Here is a 13,492-nt window from a genome sequence, read left to right as displayed (position 1 = left end):
GCAACGGATGAGACCAGGAGCTCAGGAACACGTGTGCGGGTCCGAACCGCGCGGCGGCGGGCAGCCGTGTCACTGGATGGAGGGGTCCGGCTCCGGCCCCCTCGTCGACACGAGCGCGGAGGTACCTCCCATGCCCTGGTACGAAGGCCCTTGCAGGATCACGGTCGTCGGGGTGTCCGCGAGTTTTCCGCAGCGCGTGGTGGTGAACATCCGCCGGGGCGCCACCGTGATCCTCCCCGGCACGGTCGGTGCGAGCCGGCTGATCGACGACACCGCCTCTCGGAACGGGTGGGACCTGGCCCTGGAGCACGAGTACGGCGGCGCATGGCGGCCGAACATCCGTGCGGTGCTGGGCAAGTGGACCGAGGCGGACGGGCTGCGCAGCCAGCTGATCCACAGCAAGGACGTCGACTGGCCGGGGCGCGACAACCGTGAGCGCAACCTGATCATCCGGATCGAACGGGCCGACGTGCCACGGCCGAGCGCCCAGCCAGTGGCCGCCGCGACGCGGGCGGGCACCGAGTGGACGGCGCCGCGGGACGAGCGGCAGGGCCTGGCGCGGAGGGCCACGGAGAGCGTGGAGCGGGGAGCCGGGGCGGGGGCCGAGTGGGGGGCCGGGCGCGTCGCCGAGCGCGTCGCGGGGCTGAGCTCTGGGGCTGGGGCCGGGGCTGGGGTCGGGCGGGGTGGTGCGGTGCCCGGGATGCCGGTCGGTGCCCCGACGACCGCCGCCCGCGCCGCGCGGCCGGCCACCAGTAGCGGCGCCGAGGCCCCCGTCGGCGGCGCCGGCCGGATCAGCACCAGCGGTGGCGGGGCCCCGGCCACCGGCGGGCGCGGGACGGCCACCAGCTCCGGTTGAGCCCTGCGCGCTGCTCGCGGCTGCGGATCGCGGCCGGGCGGCCGGGCGGCCGCCTCAGCGCGCCACGACGGCGTCCACCTCGTCGCGGTCGATGTCGAGGCCGACGCCGCCGTAGGTGTCGTGGACCTCGCCCTGGTACTGGTGGACCCGCTGGTGCACGGTCCACTGGTCGTCGCCGAACGCCCCGCCGCCGTCCGTGACGTCCCGCCCGTCCCACCGGGCGTACCAGAGCGCGTCCGGCACCGGGGCGGCTCCCGCGCGGACGGCGGCGGAGAGGTCGGCGACGCCGGATTCGGTGCTGGAGTAGAAGCCGGACCAGTAGCCGGAGGCGTGCAGCGCCTGCGTCCAGCCGAGCGTGAAGTCCACCACCGCCTTCGAGCAGACCGGATCGCCCGTGGGGTAGGCCTCGATGTCCAGGTAGACCGGGCCGCCCGGTCCCAGGCCGACCGCACTGGCGCCGCGGACGGCCTCCGCGGCCTCGTCACGGCCCTGCTGCACGGCCTTCGCGGGGTCGATCTTCTGTGGCTTGTGCGGATTGGTGCTGCACGGCGCCTGCGGGCCGACGTGGGTGGGCATCAGCCGCCAGCCGAGCGCGCGCACCTGGCGCACCCAGTCGGCGGTCAACAGGGGCTGGCCGCAGGCGCGCTGCCGGCCGCTGGTGTAGATGCCCACCGCTCCGAACGGGGAGGAGGCGCGCCAGGCCCGCATGGCCTCCAGCGGCGGCGCGCTGCACGCGTCGAAGCCGGGTCCGGCGAAGCGCTCGTGCGGCACGGCCCGCAGCAGGGCGCGACCCGGGTCCGCGAGCACGGTGACCGGCACGACGGCGGCGACGGCGGCGACGGGGACGGCCGGGAGGACGGTGACAGCCCCGGGAAGGCCGGACCCTCGGGCCGCGCCGCGAGACCCCGGCGCCAGGTGGCCGGACACGCCGGGCCGGAGCTGGAGGGTCTCCGCCCGGGCGGCGGTGAGCGCGAGGTCGGCGCTCCGCGCGGCCGCCCCATCGGTGGCCATCAGCAGAACGAGGGCGGCAGCCGAGAGTGCCGCAGGACGGAGATAGCGGACCATCCTGTGATCCTGAGGTCGGATCAGGTGACGGTCGCAAGGACGCGCCGCGCATTCGGGGCACCTCACCCGGGTGGCGGACAACCGTCCCGCCGCACCGGACATGCCGGTGGGCGGTGCCGTTGCCGACACCGCCCACGGACCGGAATGCGGTGACCCTTTCCGCCGCCGGTCGGTCCTGCCGAGGCCCTGGAACCACCTCGTCAGGCGTGCGCTCAGCCGATGACGGGCGCGAAGTTGATGTGCACGTTCTTGTTGGACTGGTCGGCGTAGATGAGACCCGAGTTGCCCTTCACCGCAAGGGTGTTGTTCTGGTTCGAGGCACCCGAGCCGGTGGCGGTCTGCTGTGTCCAGTTGTAGTTGCCGTCGACGGATCCGAAGACGTTCCCGCTGCCCACGTTGGAGACGACGCTGCTGTTGGAGTGGTCACCCGCGAGGGAGCCGTTGTCGGCAGCGGCCGCACCCGCCCCGGCCAGCAGCAGGCCGGCGGCGAGCGGGGCGGCAGCGAGAGCGACGATCACGCGAGCGGTACGGAAGCGAGCCATGGAATCCTCCAAGAAGCTGAATTCGAAGAACTGGTACGGGAGTTCGCGGCCAGACGAACCCCTGCGGCTGCGACGCCGAGAGACAGACTTCCGCAACAAATCGACAAAGCACCAGCCCCCCCAGGGCTTTTACCTCGAACGCGTGATGCCGGAGCGCTAAACCCCGACCGCCGGGACGCCGATACTTATCGGTCAACCGCGCAGCTGGACGCTTCTGCCCAGGCACTCCGTCCCGGCACGAACACCTGCGAAATGGCTCAGAACAGCTTGCCCGGATTGAGAATTCCCAAGGGGTCAAACAATCCTTTCATCTGCTTTTGCAGCTCCAGCCCGACCGGCCCCAACTCCTTTGCCAGCCAATCCCGCTTGAGCAGTCCGACGCCGTGCTCGCCGGTGATGGTTCCGCCCAGTTCCAGGCCGAGTGCCATGATCGCGTCGAAGGACTCCCTGGCCCGGGCCACCTCGTCCGGGTCGTCCGCGTCGAAGGCGACGATCGGGTGGGTGTTCCCGTCGCCCGCGTGGCAGACCACGCCGATGGTCAGCCCGTAGCGCTCGGCGATCTCGGCCACCCCGTTCAGCATCGCGCCCTGCCGGGAGCGCGGCACCGCCACGTCGTCGACCATCGTGGTCCCCAGCAGCTCCAACGCCGTCAACGCCAACCGGCGTGCCTGAAGCAGGAGTTCCGACTCCGCCTGGTCCTCGGCCGGCACCACGTCGGTTGCCCCGGCGGCCTCGCAGAGCTCGCCGACCGCGGCCAACTCGCGGGCCGGGTCCGGCCCGTCGAACGCCACCAGCAGCAGCGCCTGAGTGCTCTCCGGAAGTCCCATCTGAGCCAGCCGGTTGACGGCCCGTACGCTGACCGCGTCCATCAGCTCCATCAGCGACGGGGTGAACCCGGCCGCCATCACCGCGCAGACCGCCTCGCAGGCCGCGTCCGCGGTCGCGAACTCGGCCACCATCGCCAACTGCGGCGCGGGGGCCGGTCGCAGGGCCAGCACAGCGCGGACCACCACGCCCAGCGTCCCCTCCGAGCCGACGAACAGCCGGGTCAGGTCGTAGCCGGCCACCCCTTTGGCGGTCTGCCGCCCGGTCCGCAGCAGCCGACCGTCGGCCAGCACCACGTCCAGGCCGAGCACGTACTCGCTGGTCACCCCGTACTTCACGCAGCACAGGCCGCCCGCGCCGGTGCCGATGTTGCCGCCGATCGTGCAGGATTCCCAGCTGGACGGGTCCGGCGGATAGGCCAACCCGTGCTCACCGGCCGCCCGCGACAGCACCGCGTTGACCACGCCGGGCTCGACCACGGCGATCCGGTTGACCGGGTCGACCTCCAGGATCCGGTCCATCTTCACCAGCGACAGGACGATGCACCCCTCCACCGCGTTCGCCGCACCCGACAACCCCGTCCGCGCCCCCTGCGGCACCACCGGCACCCGCAGCTCCGTCGCGGTGCGCATGACGTGCTGCACCTCCTCGACCGTCGACGGGAACACCACCACCGCCGGCGCCCCCGAGGCACAGAACCCCGCCATGTCGTGCCGGTACGCCTCCGTCACCGCCGGATCCACCACCACCGCACCCTCCGGCAGCCCCACCACCAAACGCTCCACCAGCCCACTCACCAGCCAGCCTCCTCTCACCCCTGGGGCGGCACCGGTCACACACCCCACGCCCCGCACTCTGCCCCAAGGGACCCAGGGAACGACACAGGGCGGGTACCGGCTGCTCGCCGGTACCCGCCCTGTGGCTGGGTCTTCCCCACCTGCGGAGGATGTGGGATTCGAACCCACGGTGAGGGGCTACCCCACGACAGGTTTCACGACCGAAGCCAGCCCCGCCACCCCGGATGCTCTGACCTGGGGCGGGCTTGGAATAGGGCCGCTGAAACGGCGGCGCTTATTCCGCTGGTGGCCGATGCTGCTCCGGGTGAGGGGCACCCGAAGCAGCACGGCCTCTTCGAAGCTGTTGACTGTTGGTCAGGCCGGGGCGTCGGTCAGGCCGACGATCACCCTGTCAGAGAGCCGCACCGTGTAGAGGACCTTGGTGTCGGGCGCGCCGTCCTGCCAGTGCTCGGTCAGGATGAGCGTGGACTGGCCGTCGGCGTCGCCCTTGTAGCTCAGCTCCCAGTTCTTGACGACTTCCGAGCGGCGCAGGACCGGATCGGCGTGGTGTTCGGAGCCCCAGGTGGTGAGGGCTTCGTCGAGCTTCGGGTCCAGGTACTCCTTGCGGATGTCGAAGGTGTTCTTGCCCTCGCTCTGCTGCTCGAGTACGGCGTCGTAGTAGTTCTGGAAGAACGATGCGACCTCGCGCTCGGCCGGTGCCTCCCGCCGTGAGGGGGCGGTGGCCGGTGCCTTCGTGCCGGCCGCCTGGGCCGGTAGGGCGAGCAGCCCTGAGCTTGCGATTACTGCCGTGGCGCAGATGCCGATCGCTGTCCGGCGAAGCTTCGACCGGTAGGACATGGGGGGCTCCTTGGGGGGGCTGGTTGGGTGGGACGGAACGACCTCAGCACGCCTTCGGCAGCCGGGTACAGCGACTGTTCGGGTGACTGCGGCCGACTTCGCTCCGGGCCCCCGAGGTGCCCGTTCTCTCCGTTGAGGAGAAAGGTTTCCGTCCCTCCGTCAGGAGGGCGACAGTGCTCGACACATCGACCCGTATGACCGATAGGCCACCACCCGCGCGCGGGCAGGCTCGACTCCTCGAGACCGATGGCCACCCACACGTCCTAAAGGCCCTAGTCGCGCTGAGCGAGGAGCAGGCCGCCACGCCGCTGGCCGAGGTACCGTACGCCGCGCGGAAGGCGGGCACTTCGCTCTGGCTGGCGTCCGGGGTCGACCCGACCGAGGTCGCTCGCCGCGCCGGCCACAGTGTCGCGGTGCTCTACCGCTTCTACGCCAAGGTGCTGGACGGCAAGCGGGAGCAGGCCAACGAGAAGATCGAGCGGGCTCTGAATGAGGCCCAGGATGGCCCGGACGCCCCTACGGAGTAGCCCGGATCTGTCCCCCGTCTGGCCCCGACACAGTGGTCAGGACCGGTACACAGGTGGGACACCCCGGGACAGGAATCGAAAAGAGGGGGTATCGGCATTTTGCCGATACCCCCTCTGATCAGGGTGTTCCCCACCTGCGGAGGATGTGGGATTCGAACCCACGGTGAGGGGTTACCTCACGACAGTTTTCAAGACTGTTCCCTTAGGCCGCTCGGGCAACCCTCCTGGCGGAGGTCAGCCTAACGGGTCTGGGCGGGTTCGTCGCACCTGGTTTGGGGGTGCGGGGGTGGGTCAGTTGTCGCCGCTGCGGCTGCCGAGGGTGACGGTGGTGGTGGCGGGCTGGCCGTTGCGGGTGTACTCGACCTGGACCTGGTCGCCGGGCTGGTGGGTCCAGATCTCGCTGACCAGGGCCGGGCCGTTGTCGATGGTGACGCCGCCGAGCTTGGTGACGACGTCGCCAGGCTTGAGGCCGGCCTTGTCGGCGGGGCCGCCGGGGGTGACGGCCGGGGTGTTCTGGATGGCGGCGGTCTGGATCTGCGCGCCGTCGCCCTGGTAGTCGTCGTTGCGCAGGACGCCGAGGGTGGCGTAGACCGGGGTGCCGGTCTGGATCAGCATCTGGGCGACCCGCTTGGCCTGGTTGATCGGGATCGCGAAGCCGAGGCCGATGCTGCCGGCCTGGCCGGTGCTGCTGCCGCTGGAGTTCGACTGGATGGCGGAGTTGATGCCGATCACGGCGCCGCTCGCGTTGAGCAGCGGGCCGCCGGAGTTGCCGGGGTTGATCGAGGCGTCGGTCTGCAGGGCGTTCATGTACGAGACCTGCGCGCCGCTCTCGTCGCCGGAGGCGACCGGGCGGTTCTTCGCGCTGACGATGCCGGAGGTGACGGTGCCCTCCAGGTCGTACGGCGCGCCGATGGCGATGGTGACGTCGCCGACCGCGACCTGGTCCGAGTCGGCCAGCGGGAGCGGGACGAGCTTGTTGGTCGGCGGGTTGTCGAGCTTCACGACGGCGACGTCGTAGCCCTTGGCCTGGCCGACCACGGAGGCGGAGTAGGTCGAGCCGTCCGAGAACTTGACGGAGAGCTTCCCGCCGTTGGCCGCCGGGGCGACCACGTGGTTGTTGGTGAGGATGTGGCCCTGGGTGTCGAAGACGAACCCGGTGCCGGTGCCGGACTCCTGGCTGCCCACCGCCTTGATGGTGACGGTGCTGGGCAGCGCCTTGGCGGCGATGCCGGCCACCGAGTCGGGGGCCCGGCTGATGGTCTTGGTGTTGTCGCCGGCGGTGATGGTGGTGCTGCTGTGGCTGCTGCCCGCGGCGAAGCTGGTGCCGTTGTTGTTGTCCTTGATCGCGGCGCCGGCGACACCGCCCGCGAGGCCCGCGACCAGCGCGACCGCGGCCACCAGGGCGACCAGGCCGCCGCGCTTCTTGCGGGGCGCGGCCGGGGCACCGTACGGGCCGGCGAACTCGCCCGGGTAGCCGGGACCGCCCGGGCCGGCGGGCGGGGTGCCCCAGCCGCCGAGCGGCTGGCCTGCGCCGAACGGGTGGTGCTCGCCGTGCGGCGCCGACGCGGCGGGCACGCCGGGGGTGATCGGGGTGCCGGTCTGGGTCGGCGCGGCGTACGGGTTCTCGGGTGCCTCGGCCGCGAGCGGCACGGCCGGGACGGCCGGGACCGACGGCACGGGCGGCGGCGCGTCCAGGTAGGACGGCGTGGCAGCCGGCGGGACGGGGGGCGGCGCGTCCAGGTAGGACGGCGCGGCGGGTGCCTCGGTCGGCAGCACCACCGTCTGCTCGGCCGCGGACGGCTCCGCGTCCGACGGGACGGGCTCCGGCGCGGCCTCCGGGGCGTTGAGCTTGGTGAACGCGAGGGTCGGCATCGGCTCACCCACCGGCGGCGTGCCCCCCTGCTGCCCGTGACCGCTGGAGGGCTGCTCCCCCTGCGGCCCGGCGGGCCCACTCTCGTGCTCGGTGCTCACGGACGACCTCCATCGCTGACAGGACCTTGGCCCATAGTTTTTCCCATGTGTGATCTGGTTGCCGTAAGGAGCCCCCTGAAGAACTACTAAGAATCCTTAGGTAGGCCGAACAGCCCCCGTCCGCCGCAGCCGGGATCCCCCCACTGCAGAGTCCCGCGATGCGGACGGCGCACCCGCTCGACCTTGGCGGATTCTGCAGGTCGGGCTACCCTTGCGCTGCCAAATCTGACACGCGGGAGCTTGGACCCACCAGGCTGAGAGTGCGCTGGTCGACCGTACGCCATGACCACTCGGGCGGTGCGGGCGAGGGAGCGCTGACCGCCGGAACCTGACCGGGTAATGCCGGCGTAGGGAGTATCGGCCATGACGGCTGCTTCGCCTTCCCCATCTCCGTCCGCGCTGCTGGACCGTCCGCAGGGTGCCCCCGGCGCCCGTGCCGAGGCGCCGCTGACGCTGGACACCGCACCGCCTCGCACGCTGGGCTTCAGGGAGCAGTTCGCGCTCTGGGCCAACCTGGGCATCAGCCTGATCGGCTTCACCAGCGCCGCGACGGTGCTCGGCCAGCCGGGCAGCGAGCTGTCGTTCACGGCCGCCACCACGGCGATCGTGGTGGGCACGGTGATCGGTACCGCGATGCTCGCCGTCGCCGCGCTGATCGGCGCCCGGACCGGCGCGCCGGCCATGGCCGTGCTGCGCGGGCTCTTCGGCACCCGGCTGAGCTTCGTGCCGACCGTGCTGAACATCGCGCAGTGCGTCGGCTGGGGGGTCTACGAGCTGATCGTGATCGCCTGGGGCGCGCAGACGGTGGCCGGCACGCAGGGCTGGCGCTGGCTCTTCGTGGTGCTGGCCGGGGCGCTGACCACGGTGCTGACCATCTGGCCGCTCGGCTCGATCGCCGCGCTGCGCAAGTACGTCGCCGTCGCGGTGGGCGTGGCGATGGTCTACTTCACCGTCCAGCTCGGGCGGCAGGGCTTCCCGGACCCGGGCGCCGGGAACTGGAAGGGCTTCCTCGGCGCGACCGACGCGATCATCGCCGTCTCGATCTCCTTCGTGCCGCTGGCCGCGGACTACACCCGGCACTCGCGCACCGCGCGCGCCTCGTTCTGGGGCACCTTCTCCGGCTACACGATCGCCCAGATCTGGTGCTACCTGCTCGGCCTGATCGCGCTGCTGCAGTCGCACGGCAACGCCGACAACCTGCTCGACTCCTTCACCGGAGTGGCGGCCGGCTGGGCGTTCCTGCTGGTGCTGGTGCTGCGCGAGGCGGACCAGTCGTTCGCCAACGTCTACTCGACGGCGATGTCGGTGCACAACCTGTTCCCGCGGGTGGACCGGCGGCTGCTCACCGGCGGGATCGGCCTGCTGGTGACGGGGCTGGCACTGGAGATCAAGGAGTTCACGGCCTCCTACTACGCCTTCCTCGGTCTGATCGGCGCGGTCTTCGTGCCGCTCCTCGCGGTGCTCGCGGTGGACTTCTTCCTCGGCCGCGGCCGGCAGGGCTGGGACATGTCGCAGGACGCGCCGAGCCGCCCGCTGATGCTGCTGCCGTGGGTGCTGGGCTCCGCCACGTACCAGTTCCTGGCGCCGACGGCGATCGCCGGCTGGTGGACGAACTTCTGGACCCACCTGCAGACGCTGGTGCACTTCACCCCGCAGGGCTGGACCTCGGCCTCGCTCTTCTCCTTCCTGGTGGCCGGCCTGGTCACCTGGGCGATCACCCGGCTGACTCCGGCCGCGGCGCAGAAGCAGGCGGCGAAGTAGCGGCTCCCGCAGTTGAGCGGCTCCCGCAGTTGGGGGTGCGGCCACCTCCGCTTCACCCGCAGGTCCTAGGGTTGGAGGGTGAGCACTTCTCCCTCCAACCCCACGTCCGTCCAGGTGGTCGCCCACCGTGGCTCCTCCGAGGCGCTGCCCGAGCACACCCTGGCGGCCTACCGCCGGGCGTTGGAGGAGGGCGCGGACGCCGTCGAGTGCGACGTACGGGTGACCGCGGACGGGCAGCTGGTCTGCATCCACGACCGGACCGTGCGCCGGGTCTCGGACGGCGGCGGAGTGGTCTCCACGCTCACCCTGGGGCAGCTGGAGGCGTTGGACTTCGGCTCCTGGAAGCCGGTCGCCGACGACGGCGGCGACGGCAACGGCGGCGGACCGGTGGTGGCGGCCGAGCGGCGCTCGGTGCTGCGGCTGGAGAGCCTGCTGGAACTGGTCGTCGACTGCGGCCGCCGGGTGGACCTGGCCATCGAGACCAAGCACCCGGTGCGCTACCGCGGCCGGGTCGAGAGCGAGCTGCTCTCGATGCTCGACCGCTTCAAGATCGCCGCGGACCCCGCCGAGGCGCCCGACCGCTCGCACGCCCGGATCATGAGCTTCTCCGGGCTGGCGCTCGGCCGGGTCCGGGCGGCCGTGCCCGAGTACCCCCGGGTCTATCTCTTCGAGCACACCCTGCCGCTGCGGCTGTGGCCCGGCGGCGGGCTGCCCGGCGGTGCGACGATCGCCGGACCCGGCATCGAACTCATCCGCAAGCAGCCGGAGTTGGTGGGCCGACTGCGGGCCGCCGGGCACCGGGTGCACGTCTGGACGGTGGACCGTCCCGAGGATGTCGAACTCTGTCTGGAGCTCGGCGTGGAGGCGATCATCACCAACCGCCCGCGCGCCGTCCTGGACCAGCTCGGCCGCTGAGAGAGGCCAATCCGCGCGGCCGGCCCGCGGGCTCCCGGCCGGCAGCCCGGACGGGTTGGCGTACGCGGGCGTGAGGCGAGGCGGCGTCCGCGGGACGGCGTGCGGAATCCCACTCCCCCCGATTGACGCAGGGTAAGCGTCGAATCACCTTTTGCGCACAGTGTGTTGCGGCTCCGCAAGGGTTTTGTCATTGACGTGCCACGATCGAGTTCACCTCGTTTCCGGCGCATTCCCCCGGGGCATCCATCCCTCGGCAAGCGCTGAAGGAGGTCCGGGGGTGGCGTTGATGGTGGCGCGCGAAGTGCCGACTTCATCGACCATGGCGGTGCCGCACGGTCCGGCCAGTGTCGGGGCCGCACGGCGTCGGCTGCGGCGAGATCTGGGCGACCGAGAGGTGCCCGAAACCGTCATCGATGACGCGGTTCTGATCCTTTCCGAACTACTCAGTAATTCCTGCCGCTATGCGCGGCCACTGGCCCGATTGCTCGATCTCGACGGGGGGGCCGGGGAGGAATTCGGCGATCCCCGGCACCCGGTGGCGAACGCGGCGAACTCCGCGCATGCGGTCAATGCGGCGCACCCGGCGAACTCCGCCGTCGCCCGCCCGGCGCACGCCCCGTGCGTCGAATGCGCGGTGGGCCCGGTGGGCGGACCGGACGGACGGACGGCGGCCGCCCGGGCCGACGGCCCGCGCGAGCACACCGAGGACGACGACCCCGGCGGCGTGCTGGTGCGCTGGCAGATGCACACCGACGGGCTGTTGACCCTGGAGGTCACCGACGGCGGCGCGGCGACCCGGCCACTGCCGTCCAGCCCCTCGCTCACCTCCAAGGGCGGCCGGGGCCTGAGCATCGTCGGCGAGCTCGCGGCCGACTGGGGTGTGCGCGACGCGCCCGGCGAGGTGACGGTCTGGGCCGCGCTCCCGGCCCGCATCGGTCACGCGGTCGCCCACTCCGCCGACCAGGGAACCGAACACGCGCGCTCGGCCTGACCGTCCGTTCGCGGGGGCGGCGCCGGGAGCGGGACGAATCGGGACGTCCGGCAAACCTCAGTAGGCTGCCCGGGAGACAGAGACCACCGTCCCGGGAGAGCCGCACCATGGCCAAGAAGGCCGCCAAGAAGTCGCCCCAGCAGAGCAGCGCCGCCGCACCGGCCGGCACCGTCCCCGTCGTCGGGGCCCGCGAGGACTGCCCCTGCGGCTCCGGCCGCCGCTACAAGGCCTGCCACGGCCGGGAGGCCGCGCACGCCGTCCAGGAGCTGGTGCACCGTCCGTTCGAGGGACTCCCGGGTGAGGCCGACTGGGTGGCGCTGCGCGAGCTGGTGCCGGCCGCCACGGTGCCGCTGAAGCTGAACGCCGCGACGGCCGCCACGGCCGAGGGTGACGTCCCGTCGGTGACGCTGGCGACCGTGCTGCCGCTCGCCTGGCCGGCCCTGCGCCGCCCCGACGGCTCGATCCTGCTGGGTCTGCAGACCCAGTCCTCCTCGGGCGACCTGAGCCGCGACCTGGCGGACGCCCTGGTGCAGGCCCTGACGGCCGAGCCGGGCGCGCCGGTGCCGACCCGGCGGGCCCCCGCCGACGGTCCGCGCCTGCAGGAACTGCTCGACCTGGACGGCGCGTTCGTCCCGGCCGTGCACACCGGCTTCGAGTTCTGGCTTGAGGACGCGGAGTCCGCCACGGGCGAGGTGGCCGCCTCCCTGGAGCGTGCCAACGCCTCGGCGATCCCCACCCAGAAGCTCACCGGCGTGGATTCCTCGTACTGGTGCAGCACTCCGGAGAAGAACCACCTGCGCTGGGTGATGACCGTCCCCGAGGAGCAGCTGCTGGACGCGCTGGCACGCCTCTCGGCGGCCGGCGACGCCTCGCTCGGCGAGGGCACCAAGCTGGTCGGCTCGTTCCGCGCGCACGGGCTGACCGTGCCGGTCTGGGACCTGCCGGTGGCGATGACGGCCGCCGACTGCGAGAAGCCGGCGGCGGCCTTCGCCGAGCGGCTGACCGCAACGCTGGCCGCGCCGGCGCCGCTGACGGCCGAGGAGCGCCGGGCCCGGGCCAACCTGGTCAACCGTCAGGTCACGCTCAACTGACGCCTCCTGGCGGAGTGTGATCATTTCTGGACGCCAGAACGTGAGTCCGGTCACATTCCACCCTGCGGCCCCGAAAACTCGGGAGGCGGGCCGTGCCGAAAAATTGGCTACGGCGCAAATCCTTGTTACTGTTTAAACAGTCCGGTCGCTGGTGCATCCCCCGTCGCCAGCGGCCGGATCTTCAATTTCCGGGGCAGACCCCCGCGGAGCGGCCCGAAGGCCCCGCGCAGAGGCCGCCGTTCGCCCCCTCAACCGCAAGCCCGGCCCGCTCAGTAGGCCAGTCGAGTGCCGTCCGGCGTCGCCGTCCCGGCCGCGACCAGCGGCTCCAGCAGCGTCTCCACCGCCGGCAGCCGCACGCCGCCGCCCGGCAGCGCCACCGGCCGTCGCAGCCAGCGCACCGCCTCCAGGCCACCCGCCCCCGAACGCGACGGCGGCAACACCAGATACCCGCCCGGCCCGTGGTACCGCACGGAGCTCGGCACCCGGCCCGGCCCGCCGCCGGGCAGCAGCGTCTCCTCCTGGGCCACCAGCAGCTCGGCCAACTCCTGGTAGGAGTAGGGCGCGACCAGCAGCGCGTAGCGGGTCGGCGTCGCCAGCACCGGGCCGGGCTGGATCCGCAGCGCCGCGAAGTACTCCAGCACCCGCGCTCCCGCCGCGGCGGGCAGGCTGACGGCCGCCACCGCGCCGCCGGTGGCCACGATCAGCGAGGCCTGCGGGCTGTGCCGCTCCCACCACCAACGCACCATCCCGGCCTCGGTGGTGGCCGCCAGCAGCGGGTGCTCGTGCGGGTGCGCCCCGGGGACGGCGCAGGCCGGGTTGGCGCACGAACACGAGAGCCCGCGCGGGCCGCCGTCCGGCTCGCGGCCCACCATGACCGCCCCCGGCACCACCGGCCAACGCCACCGCTCGGCGCAGGTCAGCGCCGCCTGCAGCAGCGCCCGCCGGTTCCTGCGGTGTCTTCCGGACATCTCGGACATCTCACGCATGGGCGCTCGTTCCTTTCCGGGACCGTGTGGGCCGCGACCGCCGGGACCGCCGAGAGCACCACCATCGGCGCGCGTAGCGCCGGGAGCCGGACCATCGGGGAACCACGGCCGTCGAGACCGTCGAGACCTGACCTGACGCGGCCGGGGAGCCGCAGGCTTGCTCATGTGGCACCGAACCGCGACGGACGGGCGACGGCTGCCTTGCATGCCGCGGCTGCGTCCCTGGAACGAGAATCCCTCATGCGACCGAATGGACGCCTTCCGGCACCCTTCGGTTCCACCGTACGAGTGAGTGACTTCTGGTCAACAAGGTTGCCGGGCGGGAGAC

12 protein-coding genes and 1 tRNA gene are annotated in these 13,492 nt (G+C 72.2%); 6 read left to right on the top strand and 7 right to left on the bottom strand.

The window, feature by feature from the left end; translation table 11 throughout:
• The first annotated feature begins 172 nt into the window (after nucleotides 1–172).
• Nucleotides 173–856: a hypothetical protein gene (locus BS80_RS21350; protein ID WP_035799683.1), complete on the top strand. Its 684-nt coding sequence runs from the start codon at nucleotides 173–175 to the stop codon at nucleotides 854–856.
• A gap of 54 nt (nucleotides 857–910) precedes the next feature.
• On the opposite strand, the gene BS80_RS21345 is transcribed toward BS80_RS21350, so the two are convergent.
• The 4 genes from BS80_RS21345 to BS80_RS21330 all read right to left on the bottom strand — a co-directional run bounded on the left by BS80_RS21345 (nucleotide 911) and on the right by BS80_RS21330 (nucleotide 4,922).
• Complete coding sequence (locus BS80_RS21345; protein ID WP_051966870.1) at nucleotides 911–1,921, bottom strand: DUF1906 domain-containing protein; 1,011 nt, start codon at nucleotides 1,919–1,921, stop codon at nucleotides 911–913.
• A 212-nt stretch (nucleotides 1,922–2,133) separates the two neighbouring features.
• Nucleotides 2,134–2,463 carry a hypothetical protein gene (locus tag BS80_RS21340; protein ID WP_035799681.1) on the bottom strand — a complete coding sequence of 110 codons (330 nt, stop codon included), beginning with the start codon at nucleotides 2,461–2,463 and terminating at the stop codon, nucleotides 2,134–2,136.
• Between the two features lie 257 nt (nucleotides 2,464–2,720).
• Complete coding sequence (locus BS80_RS21335) at nucleotides 2,721–4,085, bottom strand: FAD-binding oxidoreductase (RefSeq protein ID WP_035799678.1); 1,365 nt, start codon at nucleotides 4,083–4,085, stop codon at nucleotides 2,721–2,723.
• Between the two features lie 354 nt (nucleotides 4,086–4,439).
• Nucleotides 4,440–4,922: a hypothetical protein gene (locus tag BS80_RS21330; protein ID WP_035799675.1), complete on the bottom strand. Its 483-nt coding sequence runs from the start codon at nucleotides 4,920–4,922 to the stop codon at nucleotides 4,440–4,442.
• Between the two features lie 194 nt (nucleotides 4,923–5,116).
• On the opposite strand from BS80_RS21330, the gene BS80_RS21325 reads away from it, so the two are divergent.
• A complete protein-coding gene (locus tag BS80_RS21325) occupies nucleotides 5,117–5,449 on the top strand; it encodes a site-specific integrase (protein ID WP_232246551.1) in 333 nt (110 codons plus the stop codon).
• A 137-nt stretch (nucleotides 5,450–5,586) separates the two neighbouring features.
• Here the strand turns inward: BS80_RS21325 and BS80_RS21320 are convergent.
• Nucleotides 5,587–5,674 (bottom strand) — tRNA-Ser (locus BS80_RS21320).
• Between the two features lie 66 nt (nucleotides 5,675–5,740).
• A complete protein-coding gene (locus tag BS80_RS21315) occupies nucleotides 5,741–7,420 on the bottom strand; it encodes a S1C family serine protease (RefSeq protein WP_035799671.1) in 1,680 nt (559 codons plus the stop codon).
• A 363-nt stretch (nucleotides 7,421–7,783) separates the two neighbouring features.
• Between BS80_RS21315 and BS80_RS21310 the strand changes: the two genes are divergently transcribed.
• From BS80_RS21310 to BS80_RS21295, 4 genes are all read left to right on the top strand, one after another.
• On the top strand, nucleotides 7,784–9,181 hold the full coding sequence (locus tag BS80_RS21310) for a purine-cytosine permease family protein (protein WP_063772027.1): 1,398 nt from the start codon (nucleotides 7,784–7,786) through the stop codon (nucleotides 9,179–9,181).
• A gap of 78 nt (nucleotides 9,182–9,259) precedes the next feature.
• Nucleotides 9,260–10,096 (top strand): glycerophosphodiester phosphodiesterase family protein, encoded by an 837-nt coding sequence (locus tag BS80_RS21305; protein ID WP_035799668.1) that lies wholly within the window; start codon nucleotides 9,260–9,262, stop codon nucleotides 10,094–10,096.
• Nucleotides 10,097–10,382: 286 nt separating this feature from the next.
• Nucleotides 10,383–11,087 carry an ATP-binding protein gene (locus BS80_RS42940; RefSeq protein WP_063772071.1) on the top strand — a complete coding sequence of 235 codons (705 nt, stop codon included), beginning with the start codon at nucleotides 10,383–10,385 and terminating at the stop codon, nucleotides 11,085–11,087.
• Between the two features lie 107 nt (nucleotides 11,088–11,194).
• Nucleotides 11,195–12,178 (top strand): DUF5926 family protein, encoded by a 984-nt coding sequence (locus tag BS80_RS21295; protein WP_035799666.1) that lies wholly within the window; start codon nucleotides 11,195–11,197, stop codon nucleotides 12,176–12,178.
• 269 nt (nucleotides 12,179–12,447) lie between these two features.
• On the opposite strand, the gene BS80_RS21290 is transcribed toward BS80_RS21295, so the two are convergent.
• Complete coding sequence (locus tag BS80_RS21290) at nucleotides 12,448–13,155, bottom strand: bifunctional DNA primase/polymerase (RefSeq protein ID WP_035802241.1); 708 nt, start codon at nucleotides 13,153–13,155, stop codon at nucleotides 12,448–12,450.
• Between the last annotated feature and the right edge of the window lie 337 nt (nucleotides 13,156–13,492).

This window comes from Kitasatospora mediocidica KCTC 9733 (genome assembly GCF_000744225.1).
GTDB classification, from domain to species: domain Bacteria; phylum Actinomycetota; class Actinomycetes; order Streptomycetales; family Streptomycetaceae; genus Kitasatospora; species Kitasatospora mediocidica.
This window is presented reverse-complemented; position numbering and strand designations above follow the sequence as displayed.

Coding starts and splice junctions, on each gene's coding strand:
- BS80_RS21345 (WP_051966870.1), bottom strand. CDS start 1,921: ATGGTCCGCTATCTCCGTCCTGCGGCACTCTCGGCTGCCGCCCTCGTT.
- BS80_RS21340 (WP_035799681.1), bottom strand. CDS start 2,463: ATGGCTCGCTTCCGTACCGCTCGCGTGATCGTCGCTCTCGCTGCCGCC.
- BS80_RS21330 (WP_035799675.1), bottom strand. CDS start 4,922: ATGTCCTACCGGTCGAAGCTTCGCCGGACAGCGATCGGCATCTGCGCC.
- BS80_RS21325 (WP_232246551.1), top strand. CDS start 5,117: ATGACCGATAGGCCACCACCCGCGCGCGGGCAGGCTCGACTCCTCGAG.
- BS80_RS21310 (WP_063772027.1), top strand. CDS start 7,784: ATGACGGCTGCTTCGCCTTCCCCATCTCCGTCCGCGCTGCTGGACCGT.
- BS80_RS42940 (WP_063772071.1), top strand. CDS start 10,383: ATGGTGGCGCGCGAAGTGCCGACTTCATCGACCATGGCGGTGCCGCAC.
- BS80_RS21295 (WP_035799666.1), top strand. CDS start 11,195: ATGGCCAAGAAGGCCGCCAAGAAGTCGCCCCAGCAGAGCAGCGCCGCC.
- BS80_RS21290 (WP_035802241.1), bottom strand. CDS start 13,155: ATGTCCGAGATGTCCGGAAGACACCGCAGGAACCGGCGGGCGCTGCTG.